This window comes from Acinetobacter sp. Tr-809, from assembly GCF_011753255.1.
GTDB lineage: Bacteria > Pseudomonadota > Gammaproteobacteria > Pseudomonadales > Moraxellaceae > Acinetobacter.
The window spans coordinates 204,768-218,853 of sequence record NZ_VWVZ01000002.1; the positions used below are offsets into that span (position 1 = coordinate 204,768).

The window sequence follows — 14,086 nt, forward strand, 5'->3', positions numbered from 1 at the left end:
TATCTCATTAACTAGAGTACAACGCATGTCTAAAACACGTGTGATTTATCCGGGGACTTTCGATCCAATTACCAATGGACATGTTGATTTGGTTGCAAGAGCATCAAAAATGTTTGATGAAGTTGTAGTTGCAATCGCGATTGGTCATCATAAAAATCCTGTGTTTAGTTTAGAAGAGCGTGTTGAATTAGCCAAAGCATCATTGAGTCATTTGACCAATGTTGAGTTTGTTGGTTTTGATGGTTTGCTGGTTAATTTCTTCCGTGAACAGCGTGCAACAGCCGTACTACGTGGTTTAAGAGCAATTTCTGATTTTGAATATGAGTTTCAACTGGCGAATATGAACCGTCAACTTGACCCACATTTTGAATCTGTATTTTTAACTCCCTCTGAGCAATATTCATTTATCTCATCGACATTGGTAAGAGAAATTGCTCGTTTAAAAGGTGATGTGACCAAATTTGTGCCTGCCGTAGTGGTTGAGGCCTTTGAACGTAAACATCAACAAGGTTGGTAGTGTGTCTTTATATATTACAGATGAATGCATTAACTGTGATGTCTGTGAACCTGTATGTCCGAATGAAGCCATTTATATGGGTGAGCTGATTTATGAGATTGATCCTGCATTGTGTACAGAATGCATCGGTCATCATGATCAGCCACAGTGTCAACTGTTTTGTCCCGTTGATTGTATTCCGCTCGATCCGCAACATGTCGAATCGCATGATGACTTGATGGCGAAATACAAAAAGTTAACTGGGCAAAAAAATGCGAGCAATTAACTTCGATCTTTGATAAGATGCGCCACGAAGTGGGCTGGACGGTCGCTGCTGTGGAGGTCTCCGTGACTGAAACAGGGGAGGAAAGTCCGGGCTTCATAGGGCAAGGTGCCAGGTAACGCCTGGGCGGCGAAAGCCGACGGCAAGTGCAGCAGAGAGTAGACCGCCAATCCCTCCATTCCTCCCTTTAATAAAGGGAGGCTAGGTAGGATTAGGTAAGGGTGAAAGGGTGCGGTAAGAGCGCACCGCGTGTCTGGTAACAGTTCACGGCAAGGTAAACCCCACCGGAAGCAAGACCAAATAGGAATCCTGAGGCACGGCCCGTGCTGGATTCGGGTAGGTCGCTTGAGCGTATGAGTGATTGTACGCCTAGAGGAATGATCGTCCTCGACAGAACCCGGCTTATAGGCCCACTTCTCAAATTTTTTAAAATTGTGCTTGACGTGTGTATTGAAAGTTAAGATAATGCGCCCACAGTTTTCGGCTATGTAGCTCAGTTGGTTAGAGCACCGCACTCATAATGCGGGGGTCACAAGTTCAAGTCTCGTCATAGCCACCATTTTATAGACCACGCTCCTGCGTGGTCTCTTTTTATCTGCAGTTTTTATAACATTCAAAAAACAATCTTTTGACTCGATATTAGTTTCCACTTTGATAAAAGCCCTATCATCATCAAATTTTGTCATAACAAACGAGATCTGTTGAAATTTGATCAATTGATGTTTGATAGCATAAAAACTGTTCATATGTTCTATATTTTCAAGATCATAGACTTGACCAATTGGGTCGGAAACTAGATAATGCGCACACAGTTTACGGCTATGTAGCTCAGTTGGTTAGAGCACCGCACTCATAATGCGGGGGTCACAAGTTCAAGTCTCGTCATAGCCACCATTTTAAAAACCACGCTCCTGCGTGGTTTCTTTTTATCTGCTTACTATGTAAAAATAATTCATCAGATATGCAAAAGCCTGTAAATAAGTCATTTATCTACAGGCTTTACTTTTTATAAATGTTTTTCGATGGTCGCTAAAGTTTGAGGACTCTCATAAAACGGTTTTAAGATGAGGGTAATGATTGGTTCAAGTACATCATGTTCATCTAAAGCCACCACGACTTTAGGATAAAAACGTACCGCCTCATTGAGTAGATCTGTTTCTTCTATGCCGATCGCAGCAAAAACATCTTCCAGACTTTCATCTTTATAGAAGTCATAAAACACTTTTACACCGTATAAGATTAAATCTTGTATGAACGTGGACTGGCGTAATTCTTTCCAGTACTCATAGATCATGACAAAGAACTCTTCTACATCGAGCGGTGTAACTTGTTTGGTGTATTCTGATAAAGGCTGGGCTTTGTTGTCGTCCCAGATATTGCGGGCAAGACTCTCAAGGTCATCATTTGAAAGCAAGCTGAGATCAACCAGCTGTTCTTGAATGAATCGACCAATACTTTCTTCAATCTTTTGTTCAATACGCTGCTGTTGGCGATGCGAAAAGCTTTTTAGTTTTTGCTGCCATTCATATTTACTTTCAGAAATACGTTCTTCATCTGACTGAGTAAATAATTTGGGTAATTTATTCTGTAAAGTCGTGGTCGCAATATATTGGCACAACTGCTGAATTGAAGGACTGTCTTTTAAAAATTGATTTAAATAATGGCGAATATTATCCAGTTCTAAAAATTTGGATAACCACATTTCAAATTGGTGGTCTGAAAATACGTCCTGTAATTGTGCAGATGACTGTAAGGAAAACACATGCAGTCTTTGCGCAATTTCCCCAATAAATTCCAATAAGCCTGCCCCGAGCTGCATTTCAAAGGCATAGCGTTTTACCACAGCCTGGATTTGTTCTAATTCAACTACTTCCTTGAGCTGAATATTGGGTGCATGTTGGAGAAAAAGCTGAATAAATTGTTGGAAGAAATCAGCAGAAAGTTGTGTGGTGAGTTGGTTTTTATAAAATGCAACTTGCTCAAGCATAAGTGCTTGAGCAAGTAATTGTGACTTTTCAGAAACAATTTTTTCAGTCATTCGCGGTCCATCCGTTGACGATCGGGTAGCGTCGTTCACGACTGAAGGCACGTGAACTAATACGTGGTCCAATCGCGCCCTGACGACGCTTGTATTCATTACGATCAACCAAACGAATCACTTTCTCTACCACTTCGGCTTCATAGCCTTTGCCGATAATGTCCGCTTGGCTGAGATCTTCTTCAATATAAGCATATAAGATGGCATCAAGTACATCATAAGCAGGTAATGAATCTTGGTCTTTTTGATCAGGACGAAGTTCTGCTGATGGTGGACGGGTAATGACACGCTCAGGAATCACTGGTGTTTCATCTAGCGTGTTACGGTATTTCGCTAACTCAAACACGATTGTTTTATACACGTCTTTGAGGACTGAGAAGCCACCAACCATGTCGCCATACAAGGTGCAATATCCGACAGAAATCTCTGACTTGTTGCCTGTAGAGAGTACAAGATTACCAAATTTATTGGATAAACCCATCAGTAACGTACCACGAGTACGCGCCTGTAAGTTTTCTTCAGTTGCGTCTGCAGGGGTATTACCAAAGAATGGGAATAAGGTCTGCATAAAACTGTTTACGATTGGATGAATCTCAGCAATACCAAAGGTAACACCCATACGACGTGCTTGTTCAGTTGCATCCTCTACACTCATTTGTGAGGTGTAGGTATATGGCATCATCACAGCCTGTACTTTATCAGCGCCAATTGCATCAACTGCAATTGCCATTGTTAATGCGGAATCGATTCCGCCAGATAAACCAAGAATTACACCTGGGAAGCCAGAGCGTTGCACATAGTCACGTGTTGCCATTACGAGTGCTTGATAAATCTCTGCAAAAGTTTCTAATGCAGGAATAGCATCAGTTGTTTTAAACTGCTTTTGTTCAGCATCATATTCAACGTAACAAAGTGCTTCTTGAAAGCTTGGTACTTGCAGTGCAAGTTGACCGTTCTTATTGCTGACAAAGCTTGAACCATCAAAAATAAGGTCATCTTGTCCACCAACTTGGTTGGCATAGATAACGTTTAGATTCAATTGTTTTGCAAGTTCGTTGAGCGTTTGAATGCGGTGTTGCGGTTTACCCACTTCATATGGTGAAGCATTTAAAACCAGAACCGTTTCAACATTCAACTGACTGAGTTGTTTAACGGTATTCAGTGACCAAACATCTTCACAAATCAAGACGCCGAATTTGTGACCTAGATATTCGAAAACAAGATGTTGATGACCTTCTTGGAAGTAGCGTTTTTCATCGAACACACCATAATTTGGCAGGTTTTGTTTATTATAAACACCTAAAACCTGCCCGTCTTTCATGACAGCAGCAGAGTTATAGCGATGACCATCTTCAGTTTGGTGCACAAAACCGAATACCATCAAGATGTCTTTTACTTCGCTTAACTGGGCAAACGCTTTTTGAGTGCGTTTTTGTAGGTTTGGGCGGAGTAATAGGTCTTCAGCTGGGTAACCGATCGTAGATAGTTCAGGGAAGATGATCAAATCAGCCTGTTGTTGTTTCGCTAAATTTGCTTGCTCAACCATCTTTTGAGTATTTGCATCAATATTGCCAATGTGCGGAGAGAATTGAGCAAGGGCAACTTTAAAATTTTTCATTCAAACCTAATCCTAAGTCTTAACAAGTTATGACATACAAGTTTTTGATTTATATGGGTATAGTTATTAAAAACAAGTGTATGTCATGGCGCCAAACATTTTATATCTTAAAGAAAAATGACAAGTTTACTAATATATACTAAATGCACATTTTTCTGCGTAAAAATAACAAGTTTTTCTGTATAAAACAGCAACATTTCTCAATGTTTGCGTGATTATGGTGCATGAAGATGAATAAATTGAATAGAGTCATCTAAAGTTTTTTTCATGTTATTTTTGCATCATGCTATTACACCCGAGTGACAATATCGACAAACAATAAAAAAATTTAGAAAAAAGAATAACTTTGGGCTTCTATTTTAAATTTTAAAAATAGTTAAAACAGTTGTACTTTTAAAAAATATAAGCTTATTCAATGTCTTGAATTTATATCGTGTATTTTTTATACCGTTCGTCGGGAATGTCTTTGCGACACTTGAGTGTACATTTGTGCACTGCTATTATCCCAATTAATATGAACGGTTGTGCACTTTATTACTCATCAAGTGTACCCAAGCACGCAAAATGAAGAGGTAATAACAATGTCAGTTTTATTATTTCCAGTAATTGCTTTTGGTTTAGCTGTAGTTGTTGGTCGTATTGGAACAGTAATGTTTCGCGAACAAGATCAGCAAGCCTAAGCTAATTATTAAATAGTCATTTTAAATAAAGAGGTACAAAATGATGACTTCAACTATTTTATTGCCTGTAATCGCCTTGGCTTTAGCTATTGGTGTTGGGCGTATTGGTACCATTGTTAAGGATGCGATGCGTGTAGATTTTACGACTGATATGGATGATAGTCATGAACTTAAAACTGAAACTCAAAAAAGCACGGCTGCATAATTTTTCTTGCATACTGCTTAATTAAAAAGCCCTGTAGTTGAAACTTACAGGGCTTTTTATTTTTCTAGAATGATGTTGGGGATTTTATTAAAGTAGATATCTCGTGCAATATCGCCTTGTTGCTCGATGTTATAATTAGAGAAAGCTTTGTTCTTGATAAATTGATATTGATAGGGATTGTATCGCTTAAGACTTAAGTAATAGCCAGCCTGAAGTATTGCACCTTTGACAATGACATTGATTCCTTGCTGAAACTGTAGGATATGCGCCAGCTCATGAATAAAGATTCCTTGCAAGGATAGTGAACATTTTGAATAGTCATGACTAAAATATTTCTGATGTACAAATAAATTGCCGTTTGGTGCCATAAAAATATTGGCAGGCTGCCAAGGTAGATAGGGAATATTAAAAACTTTTATTTGCGAATAATCGATAAGATCGCCAAAGACAGGACGCGCCATTTCGATTTCAGCAGACGTCAAACCACGATATTGAAATTGATTCATTTTGAGGTAAAAGATTAAGCTGGAAGTAAATCGCGCTTTTAATCTTCGTATAGCGTGCTGAAATGGTTTGTTCATCTGAACTATGCATCTGAAAAACGTGGAGATCTGTTTTATTCTAGAATAAAAGCGAAGTGAGCAGGGGGATTTTGGTATGCGAAGCATTAAATTAATTGTTTTTTCGCTCTGCTTGATGAGCACTACGTCTTATGCGGATTTGGATATAAAAAATTATAAAAATTGTACAGGTTTGCCTTTGGTGGAATTAAATGATCATCCCAATCGTGTCTTTTCAATCATTGATTCTTATCAAAGCGATCATTTTAATTATTCTACGGTTTTAGATCGATCCAATACTGAAATGGTGCAGTGTTATGTCACTAGTAATGATAGAAAAGTGATCTTAGATACCATACCCAGCATGATTTCAGACAGTTGCAGTGGGCAATGGGATAAAACAAGCAAAAGCCCTGTATGGATGGCGGATATTGGTGGAGGGAAAGATGGCGTTAACTATTTCCATTATTTGTCTTCGGAGCAATTGAAGCAACTCAATAAAAGTAATGTATCCGAGATCAAGCAAATTGTTGAAGGTATTGACTGCCAACTGTCTTCTTATAAAGAACAAGATGTAGCAGAGCTAAATGATGCTGCATTTTTCCTCTATCAATTGGGGTATTATGATGATTCATTAAGATTGTTAAATCATGTCATAAAGTTAGATCCGAATAGAACCGTAGCTTACTTAAATCGAGCGGACACTTATTTAGTTTTAAAAAATGTGGGCAAAGCCAGAAAAAATTACATGATGTATGCTGATCAAATGAAAAAGTTGGGCTTATCCAACAAAGTCCCGTTAAGAATAAAAAAATATTTATGATCTAATGGCGAGCGCAGAAATACAGATCAATCATTGCTAGCAAGAGATGAAATGAATGATGAAACAAACTTTATGGTTGTGCCTATTTTTATCTGTGTGTGTACAGGGCTATGCAAGTAATGAATATTACTGTTTTGCTGATGGCAAAAAATCAATTTTATTGGTTTCACCACAATATCAAAAGACACTGTCGATCAAGTATTATCCCTATCTCAAAGATATCAAGCTTTCTGAGCCAGTCCATATTGAAGAGGTTGAGATGGGTGAAGTCGCTCAGCCCGAAGTTTATAAGACCATGAATGAGCTGATTGATGGCAAAGTGATCGGACAATATACCTTTGTGTCGCAAGGCTATATTCTTTATGACGTAAGCTATCGAAATCTGAAAACAAAAAAAGAGACCCACTTTGAGCAAGTGTCTTTAAATTTGAAGGGGATAAGCTGTTTATAGTCTGGATGCCTAGATTGGAAACGAATGCTGTAATCATTTTTAAAGAAAATTACAGCATTAGAAAACAAGACTTGTTGTCTTAGAACTGAGGTTTTACTACGACTAAAATCACCACTGCAAACAGAATCAAGGTCGGCATTTCATTAAAGAAGCGCCAAAACTTATGCGATTTATAATGCGCATTGCCAATCAGTTTTTTACGGTAATAACCACAAACAAAATGGTAAATCACCAATAAGCCGACTAGACCGACTTTGAGGTAAAACCATAAGGCTTCGTGGTAATGTCGGGTTGCATCGCCCCAATCAACCAAAAAGTGGGCGGTAATGAGTGTGGCAATCATAGATGGCCACATAATACCGCGATACAACTTACGTTCCATGACTTCAAAGCGTTGATGACTCACAGTATCTTCGCTCATGGCATGGTAAACAAAAAGACGTGGTAAGTAGAACAATGCAGCGAACCAACACACCACAGCAATAATATGTAATGCTTTTACCCACAGGAAAGCATCAGAAGGTGCATCCATCGATAATCCTGTTAAATGGGATTATGCATCCCACTTCTTGAAAATAAGGCAGGCGTTAACACCGCCAAAGCCAAAACTGTTACTCATGACAGTATTCAGTTTTGCATCACGTTTTTCAAGTACAATATCGAAACCTTGTGCGCCTTCATCAAGCTCAGTCACGTTGATGTTTGGAGCAATAAAGTCATTTTGCATCATTAAAACAGAGTAAATCGCTTCCTGAACGCCCGCAGCACCTAAGCTATGACCCGTCATCGATTTGGTTGAGCTGAGTGGAGGAACTTGTCCTTCACCAAATGCGCGTTCCATTGCTTTAAGCTCAGTCACGTCACCTGCTGGTGTTGAAGTACCATGCGTGTTGACATAGTCGATATGTTCTACGCCGTGTTGTTTGGCTTCATCAAGTGCCATGATGATACAACGTGTCGCGCCTTCACCGCTTGGTGCAACCATGTCTGCACCGTCACTGTTAGCTGCATAGCCGATCACTTCAGCTAAAATATTCGCGCCACGCGCTTGCGCATGTTCAAGTGATTCAAGCACCACGAAACCACCACCGCCTGCAATCACGAAACCGTCACGGTCTTTTGAATATGGGCGTGAAGCAGTTTCTGGTGTTTCATTGTATTTTGAACACAATGCACCCATCGCATCAAACAATAAGCTTTGTGACCAGTGATCTTCCTCACCACCGCCAGCAAGCATTAAATCTTGTTTGCCTAATTGAATCAGGTTGTAGGCATAACCAATTGCATCGGCAGACGTTGCACATGCGCTGGTAATCGAGTGCGCTACACCTTGCAGTTTAAATGCAACACCAACGTTCGCCGTAATGGTGTTACTCATATTGCGAGGTACAAAGAAAGGACCGATTTTACGTGCGCCTTTTTCCTCTAACAGTTTGATCATTTCTGCAACAGATGCAGTTGAGTTACCACCAGAACCGCCAGCAATACCGTAACGTGGATTGTTTGCCAAATCTTCTTGTTTCAGTCCAGCATGTTCAACAGCTGCGACAGCTGCGTTATACGCATACATCGCACAGACGCCCATAAAGCGTTTCAGTTTGCGATCAATACCATCAAAATCCTGTTCAGCTGCAGCGCTGACATGGCTCTTGAAATTCAGTTCTGCATAAGTTGGGTTTAAACGTGTGCCTGAGATTCCATTTTTTAAAGAATGAGTGACCTCTTCTAAAGAGTTACCGATACATGAGTTAATGCCCATACCAGTGATTACAACACGTTTCATTTACAGATCCCTTTTATGGTAATACTTAAGCCCTGTGCATCTCGCTATGAATACAAATCAGGAGAACAATAACGATTAAAATGGCTTATGAGTGAATGACACCATGATAGCAGAAAGGTTTTTTATTTCTTATGGCAAATCTTATGCCTATTTCCAGTTGTGTAAATATTCGTAAATATTCGCGATGTTGTGACGAAACGTAAAGAAAGAACACAGATAAAAGTTGAGATAAATCTGCATTCAACCTAGTATTTACCTAGAAATGCACAGATTACACAACAGAGGTACTTGATGACAAAATCTAAAAACAAGCAATCTTCAGGTTTATTTGCACAAGCCTTTGGAGTGGCTAAAAAGCTCAGTTCTGAATTACAGAAATTTCAAGTTGCCCCAACCACATCAGGTGCGGAACTCGCGAATTCATCCAATATTGTTGAAGGGAAAGCGCGTTTCAAAAGTCCATTTGAGGTCGAAAAATATGAAAATCCTCAACAAATGCTACGTCAACAATTTCCAAAATTATCCCATCAATTGTTAGGTCGCCATTATAACCGAGTGAATAGTGTGGCTTCGTTTGTTTCACCAGATTTGGGTGATAAGGTTTCTGACTATTTATTCCAATGGTTAAATGAATTTAGTTCGAATAGTTCCCTAACTGAAAAAATCCTTGAGGAAGCAGGGGTCAAAGATATTATGGAACTGACTACAGATACAGGGCGTTCCCAGCGCTTAAGTCAGGCATTGATTGAACAAAATAAATTATTAGCTGCTGCGCAAGGTGCAATTACGGGTGCAACGGGTGTCTGGGGTGCGGCGATCGATATTCCAGCGTCTATTGTTTTGACTTTGAGAACGATTTATCAAACTGGTCGTTCACACGGTTTTGATTTATCAGAAGATGCAGATCAAGAAATTGTTGCCTTTATCTTTAAAGAAATCGATTTGAGTTTGGTTGCGGAAAAACAAACCTTGTTGGTTGCGTTAAAAGCATTGAAGTCCATGTTAGAAACACATGATTTGCAACAGTTCCAGCAATTGTTAGGTTCAAATAATGATATCGAATTGGTGAAAAAGTGGTTGGTAGATGAAAATGGTCAGTTTAAATGGAACTGGCTGAATCGTATTCCTCAAGCTTCGGTGGTTGGTAAATTGACTCCAATTGCAGGCGCAGCACTGGGTGGTTTCTATAGTTGGAGACTGCTAGAAGATGTTGGACATAAATCGCAATCGATTTTTGGTGCAGCGCGTTTTTATATGAATGAATATCCGAATGAAAAGATTTCACCTTTAGAAGCATATTTTAAAGCTGAAGCCTTATTGAAGAAAGCGAGTCCACGTTTATTAGGTTCTACAACAGTTGAAAATAATAAGACCGCATCAGAAGAAGCGAATGATGTGATTACCCATGTAACCGTTAAAACCAAAGATAGTACAACGCCAACAGTCGCTGTAGATGACAAGGTTGAAGCTGGAATTCAACAACTTGCTGAACAGCATGTGGTTGAGCATCCTCATACAGAACAACAGCCTGTGTTAAAAGCGCAGCAAGATGAAACTTTTGAGGATGCTGAGGCGGAGGTTGTTGCTGAGCAAAAATCAATTGACATAGAGCCTGCCTCAACAAAGCATAGCTAAATTGGGGTGTGATGTTTTTGGTATTAAAAACACAACAAACTTAAGAAATGGTCGACACTTGAAATGTTGACCATTTTTACTTCTTAGCTTACAATTATGTGCCCTTAAAAAGAGGTTCTTTTCTTTTTTTAAGGTTGTTTAATAACGGGAGAATTGCCAAATGGCAACAACAAATCAGTTGATCCGTAAGGGTCGTACAACTTTGATTGAAAAATCTAAAGTTCCTGCGTTGAAGGCTTGTCCACAACGTCGTGGTGTATGTACACGTGTTTATACTACTACACCTAAAAAACCTAACTCAGCAATGCGTAAGGTTTGCCGTGTTCGCTTAACTTCAGGTTTTGAAGTATCTAGCTATATCGGTGGTGAAGGTCATAACCTACAAGAGCACAGTGTTGTTCTTATCCGTGGTGGTCGTGTTAAAGACTTACCAGGTGTACGTTACCATACCGTTCGTGGTTCTTTAGACTGTGCTGGCGTTAAAGATCGTAACCAGTCACGTTCTAAATACGGTACTAAGCGTCCTAAGAAGTAATTCTAGGAAACTAGTCCAAACAACCCTTTAGCGTTTCGCTTGTTTGAATTCTTCATAGTTTTGTAATTCAAGCGACGTATAGTAAGGCCAGCGAAAGTACATGACACTCGTACAAACTGCTGGATTATCCTGAAGTGTCATATTATTAGGTGTATTAAAATGCCAAGACGTCGCGTAGTCGCTGCTCGTGAGATCCTTCCAGATCCAAAATTTAGCAGCCAAACAATCGCTAAATTCATGAACCACGTAATGCAAGATGGTAAAAAATCTATTGCTGAAAGTATCGTTTACGGTGCTTTAGACCGCGTTCAAGAAAAAAACAAAGTAGACCCAGTTGAATTTTTCGAGACTACTCTTGAAAAAGTTCGTCCTATGGTTGAAGTAAAAGCACGCCGTGTTGGTGGTGCTACTTATCAAGTACCTATGGAAGTACGCCCATCCCGTCGTACTGCTCTAGCTATGCGTTGGTTAGTAGATGCTGCTGCTAAGCGTTCTGAAAAAACGATGGCTTTACGTCTTGCTGGTGAGTTGCTTGATGCAGCTGAAGGTAAAGGTGCAGCGATCAAAAAACGTGAAGACGTGCATCGTATGGCTGAAGCCAACAAAGCCTTCTCTCACTACCGTTTCTAAGCGGATAAAACAGTCCCTAATCAGGAGAATATTCATGCGTACCGCGGCTCGATTCAACATCGCTCTTTACCAAAGTGGGGGCTTTGCGGGTATTTAAGTTGCCTGCTTGGATATTCGTGCGCATCAATTTAATTGGTGCGTCCTGTTTTAAATATAACATTTAGGAATGTAGACATCATGGCTCGCCAAACCCCAATTAGTAATTACCGTAACATCGGTATTTCTGCGCACATTGACGCAGGTAAAACAACTACAACTGAACGTATTTTGTTCTACACAGGTGTATCTCACAAAATTGGTGAAGTACACGATGGTGCAGCAACAATGGACTGGATGGAACAAGAGCAAGAGCGCGGTATTACAATTACCTCTGCTGCTACAACTTGTTTCTGGTCTGGTATGGCTAACCAATTCCAACAACACCGTATCAACGTAATTGATACACCGGGACACGTAGACTTCACAATCGAAGTTGAACGTTCTATGCGTGTTCTTGACGGTGCGTGCATGGTTTACTGTGCAGTTGGTGGTGTACAGCCTCAGTCTGAAACTGTATGGCGTCAAGCGAACAAATATAAAGTGCCTCGTTTAGCATTCGTGAACAAGATGGACCGTACTGGTGCAAACTTCTTCCGTGCTGTTGAGCAAGTTAAAACTCGTTTAGGTGGTAATCCTGTACCTATCGTTGTGCCAATTGGTGCAGAAGATACGTTCACAGGTGTTGTTGACCTTATCGAAATGAAAGCGATTATCTGGGATGAAGCATCTCAAGGTATGAAGTTCGAATACGGTGATATTCCTGCTGACCTCGTTGAGATTTCTCAAGAATGGCGTACTAAGATGGTTGAAGCTGCGGCTGAAGCATCTGAAGAGCTAATGGACAAGTACTTGGAAGAAGGTGATCTTTCTAAAGAAGAAATCATCGCTGGTCTTCGTACACGTACATTGGCTTCTGAAATCCAAGTTATGCTTTGTGGTTCAGCGTTCAAGAACAAAGGTGTTCAACGTATGTTGGATGCTGTAATTCAATTCTTACCTTCTCCAACAGAAGTTAAAGCAATTGAAGGTATTCTTGACGACAAAGATGAAACTAAAGCATCTCGTGAAGCATCTGACGAAGCGCCGTTCTCTGCACTTGCGTTCAAAATCATGAACGATAAGTTCGTAGGTAACTTAACATTCGTACGTGTTTATTCTGGTGTTCTTAAACAAGGTGATCCAGTTTATAACCCAGTTAAATCTAAGCGTGAACGTATCGGTCGTATCGTGCAAATGCACGCGAACGAACGTCAAGATCTTGAAGAAATCCGTGCAGGTGATATCGCAGCGTGTGTAGGTCTTAAAGACGTTACTACGGGTGATACATTATGTGATGAGAAAAACATCATTACTCTTGAGCGTATGGAATTCCCAGAGCCAGTAATTTCATTGGCTGTTGAACCAAAAACTAAAGCTGACCAAGAAAAAATGTCAATTGCTTTAGGTCGTTTGGCGAAAGAAGATCCATCGTTCCGCGTTCGTACAGACGAAGAATCTGGTCAAACAATTATTGCTGGTATGGGTGAGCTTCACCTTGACATCATCGTTGACCGTATGAAGCGTGAATTCGGTGTTGAAGCGAACATTGGTAAACCAATGGTTGCTTACCGTGAAACGATCAAAAAGTCTGTTGAACAAGAAGGTAAGTTTGTTCGTCAAACAGGTGGTAAAGGTAAATTCGGTCATGTATATGTTCGTTTAGAGCCTATGGATGTTGAAGAAGCTGGTAAAGAATACCAATTCGCTGAAGAAGTTGTAGGTGGTACTGTACCTAAAGAATTCTTCGGTGCGGTTGATAAAGGTATTCAAGAACGTATGAAGAATGGTGTATTGGCTGGTTACCCTGTTGTGGGTATCAAAGCGACATTATTCGATGGTTCTTACCACGATGTCGACTCTGACGAATTGTCGTTCAAAATGGCTGGTTCATACGCTTTCCGTGACGGTTTCATGAAAGCGGATCCTATCCTTCTTGAACCAATCATGAAAGTTGAAGTAGAAACTCCAGAAGACTACATGGGCGATATCATGGGTGACTTAAACCGTCGTCGTGGTATGGTTCAAGGTATGGACGATCTTCCTGGTGGAACAAAAGCAATTAAAGCAGAAGTTCCATTGGCTGAGATGTTTGGTTACGCGACTCAAATGCGTTCTATGTCTCAAGGTCGTGCGACTTATTCTATGGAATTCGCTAAATACGCTGAAACACCACGTAACGTGGCTGAAGGCATCATCGCTAAGTTCCAAGCTGGCGGTAAAAAAGGTGACGACGAGTAATCTTTCGATTACTATATTACCCAACTAAATTTA

At 40.1% G+C, this 14,086-nt stretch carries 14 protein-coding genes, 2 tRNA genes and 1 other RNA gene; 12 read left to right on the forward strand and 5 right to left on the reverse strand.

Annotated features, from left to right (window positions below; translation table 11 throughout):
* Nucleotides 1–25 precede the first annotated feature (25 nt).
* The 5 genes from coaD to F3J02_RS05120 all read left to right on the forward strand — a co-directional run bounded on the left by coaD (nt 26) and on the right by F3J02_RS05120 (nt 1,673).
* On the forward strand, nt 26–517 hold the full coding sequence (gene coaD / locus F3J02_RS05100; protein ID WP_099948220.1) for a pantetheine-phosphate adenylyltransferase: 492 nt from the start codon (nt 26–28) through the stop codon (nt 515–517).
* A 1-nt stretch (nt 518) separates the two neighbouring features.
* Nucleotides 519–782, forward strand: a complete 264-nt coding sequence (locus F3J02_RS05105; RefSeq protein ID WP_004805118.1) for a YfhL family 4Fe-4S dicluster ferredoxin — start codon at nt 519–521, stop codon at nt 780–782.
* A gap of 26 nt (nt 783–808) precedes the next feature.
* Nucleotides 809–1,200, forward strand: an RNA gene (gene rnpB, locus F3J02_RS05110) — RNase P RNA component class A.
* 61 nt (nt 1,201–1,261) lie between these two features.
* A tRNA-Met gene (locus F3J02_RS05115) sits at nt 1,262–1,338 on the forward strand.
* Nucleotides 1,339–1,596: 258 nt separating this feature from the next.
* A tRNA-Met gene (locus F3J02_RS05120) sits at nt 1,597–1,673 on the forward strand.
* A gap of 112 nt (nt 1,674–1,785) precedes the next feature.
* Here the strand turns inward: F3J02_RS05120 and F3J02_RS05125 are convergent.
* Nucleotides 1,786–2,817: a hypothetical protein gene (locus tag F3J02_RS05125; RefSeq protein WP_167248009.1), complete on the reverse strand. Its 1,032-nt coding sequence runs from the start codon at nt 2,815–2,817 to the stop codon at nt 1,786–1,788.
* Complete coding sequence (locus tag F3J02_RS05130; RefSeq protein WP_167248010.1) at nt 2,810–4,435, reverse strand: NAD+ synthase; 1,626 nt, start codon at nt 4,433–4,435, stop codon at nt 2,810–2,812. The genes F3J02_RS05125 and F3J02_RS05130 overlap by 8 nt, the downstream gene beginning before the upstream one ends.
* Nucleotides 4,436–5,155: 720 nt before the next feature.
* Between F3J02_RS05130 and F3J02_RS05135 the strand changes: the two genes are divergently transcribed.
* Nucleotides 5,156–5,320, forward strand: coding sequence for a hypothetical protein (locus F3J02_RS05135; protein WP_167247873.1), 165 nt, complete (start codon nt 5,156–5,158; stop codon nt 5,318–5,320).
* 56 nt (nt 5,321–5,376) lie between these two features.
* Here F3J02_RS05135 and F3J02_RS05140 read toward each other — a convergent pair whose 3' ends face one another.
* Nucleotides 5,377–5,901: a hypothetical protein gene (locus tag F3J02_RS05140; protein WP_167248011.1), complete on the reverse strand. Its 525-nt coding sequence runs from the start codon at nt 5,899–5,901 to the stop codon at nt 5,377–5,379.
* A gap of 76 nt (nt 5,902–5,977) precedes the next feature.
* On the opposite strand from F3J02_RS05140, the gene F3J02_RS05145 reads away from it, so the two are divergent.
* Together F3J02_RS05145 and F3J02_RS05150 are read left to right on the forward strand one after the other, a co-directional pair.
* Complete coding sequence (locus F3J02_RS05145) at nt 5,978–6,703, forward strand: tetratricopeptide repeat protein (RefSeq protein ID WP_167248012.1); 726 nt, start codon at nt 5,978–5,980, stop codon at nt 6,701–6,703.
* 55 nt (nt 6,704–6,758) lie between these two features.
* The gene (locus F3J02_RS05150; RefSeq protein ID WP_167248013.1) at nt 6,759–7,154 is read left to right on the forward strand and encodes a hypothetical protein; all 396 of its coding nucleotides are present in this window, start codon (nt 6,759–6,761) and stop codon (nt 7,152–7,154) included.
* Nucleotides 7,155–7,233: 79 nt separating this feature from the next.
* On the opposite strand, the gene hemJ is transcribed toward F3J02_RS05150, so the two are convergent.
* Nucleotides 7,234–7,686, reverse strand: a complete 453-nt coding sequence (gene hemJ / locus F3J02_RS05155; protein WP_005239243.1) for a protoporphyrinogen oxidase HemJ — start codon at nt 7,684–7,686, stop codon at nt 7,234–7,236.
* Between the two features lie 21 nt (nt 7,687–7,707).
* On the reverse strand, nt 7,708–8,937 hold the full coding sequence (locus F3J02_RS05160; RefSeq protein ID WP_167248014.1) for a beta-ketoacyl synthase N-terminal-like domain-containing protein: 1,230 nt from the start codon (nt 8,935–8,937) through the stop codon (nt 7,708–7,710).
* 291 nt (nt 8,938–9,228) lie between these two features.
* On the opposite strand from F3J02_RS05160, the gene F3J02_RS05165 reads away from it, so the two are divergent.
* The 4 genes from F3J02_RS05165 to fusA all read left to right on the forward strand — a co-directional run bounded on the left by F3J02_RS05165 (nt 9,229) and on the right by fusA (nt 14,053).
* Nucleotides 9,229–10,572: an EcsC family protein gene (locus F3J02_RS05165; protein ID WP_167248015.1), complete on the forward strand. Its 1,344-nt coding sequence runs from the start codon at nt 9,229–9,231 to the stop codon at nt 10,570–10,572.
* A 160-nt stretch (nt 10,573–10,732) separates the two neighbouring features.
* Entirely contained in the window at nt 10,733–11,107 is a 375-nt protein-coding gene (rpsL, locus tag F3J02_RS05170) for a 30S ribosomal protein S12 (RefSeq protein ID WP_004648013.1), read from the forward strand.
* A 159-nt stretch (nt 11,108–11,266) separates the two neighbouring features.
* Nucleotides 11,267–11,737, forward strand: a complete 471-nt coding sequence (gene rpsG, locus F3J02_RS05175; RefSeq protein ID WP_004655203.1) for a 30S ribosomal protein S7 — start codon at nt 11,267–11,269, stop codon at nt 11,735–11,737.
* 177 nt (nt 11,738–11,914) lie between these two features.
* Nucleotides 11,915–14,053: an elongation factor G gene (fusA, locus tag F3J02_RS05180; protein ID WP_005205454.1), complete on the forward strand. Its 2,139-nt coding sequence runs from the start codon at nt 11,915–11,917 to the stop codon at nt 14,051–14,053.
* Nucleotides 14,054–14,086: the final 33 nt, after the last annotated feature.

Coding starts and splice junctions, on each gene's coding strand:
- coaD (WP_099948220.1), top strand. CDS start 26: ATGTCTAAAACACGTGTGATTTATCCGGGGACTTTCGATCCAATTACC.
- F3J02_RS05125 (WP_167248009.1), bottom strand. CDS start 2,817: ATGACTGAAAAAATTGTTTCTGAAAAGTCACAATTACTTGCTCAAGCA.
- F3J02_RS05130 (WP_167248010.1), bottom strand. CDS start 4,435: ATGAAAAATTTTAAAGTTGCCCTTGCTCAATTCTCTCCGCACATTGGC.
- F3J02_RS05135 (WP_167247873.1), top strand. CDS start 5,156: ATGATGACTTCAACTATTTTATTGCCTGTAATCGCCTTGGCTTTAGCT.
- F3J02_RS05140 (WP_167248011.1), bottom strand. CDS start 5,901: ATGAACAAACCATTTCAGCACGCTATACGAAGATTAAAAGCGCGATTT.
- F3J02_RS05145 (WP_167248012.1), top strand. CDS start 5,978: ATGCGAAGCATTAAATTAATTGTTTTTTCGCTCTGCTTGATGAGCACT.
- F3J02_RS05150 (WP_167248013.1), top strand. CDS start 6,759: ATGATGAAACAAACTTTATGGTTGTGCCTATTTTTATCTGTGTGTGTA.
- hemJ (WP_005239243.1), bottom strand. CDS start 7,686: ATGGATGCACCTTCTGATGCTTTCCTGTGGGTAAAAGCATTACATATT.
- F3J02_RS05160 (WP_167248014.1), bottom strand. CDS start 8,937: ATGAAACGTGTTGTAATCACTGGTATGGGCATTAACTCATGTATCGGT.
- F3J02_RS05165 (WP_167248015.1), top strand. CDS start 9,229: ATGACAAAATCTAAAAACAAGCAATCTTCAGGTTTATTTGCACAAGCC.
- rpsL (WP_004648013.1), top strand. CDS start 10,733: ATGGCAACAACAAATCAGTTGATCCGTAAGGGTCGTACAACTTTGATT.
- rpsG (WP_004655203.1), top strand. CDS start 11,267: ATGCCAAGACGTCGCGTAGTCGCTGCTCGTGAGATCCTTCCAGATCCA.
- fusA (WP_005205454.1), top strand. CDS start 11,915: ATGGCTCGCCAAACCCCAATTAGTAATTACCGTAACATCGGTATTTCT.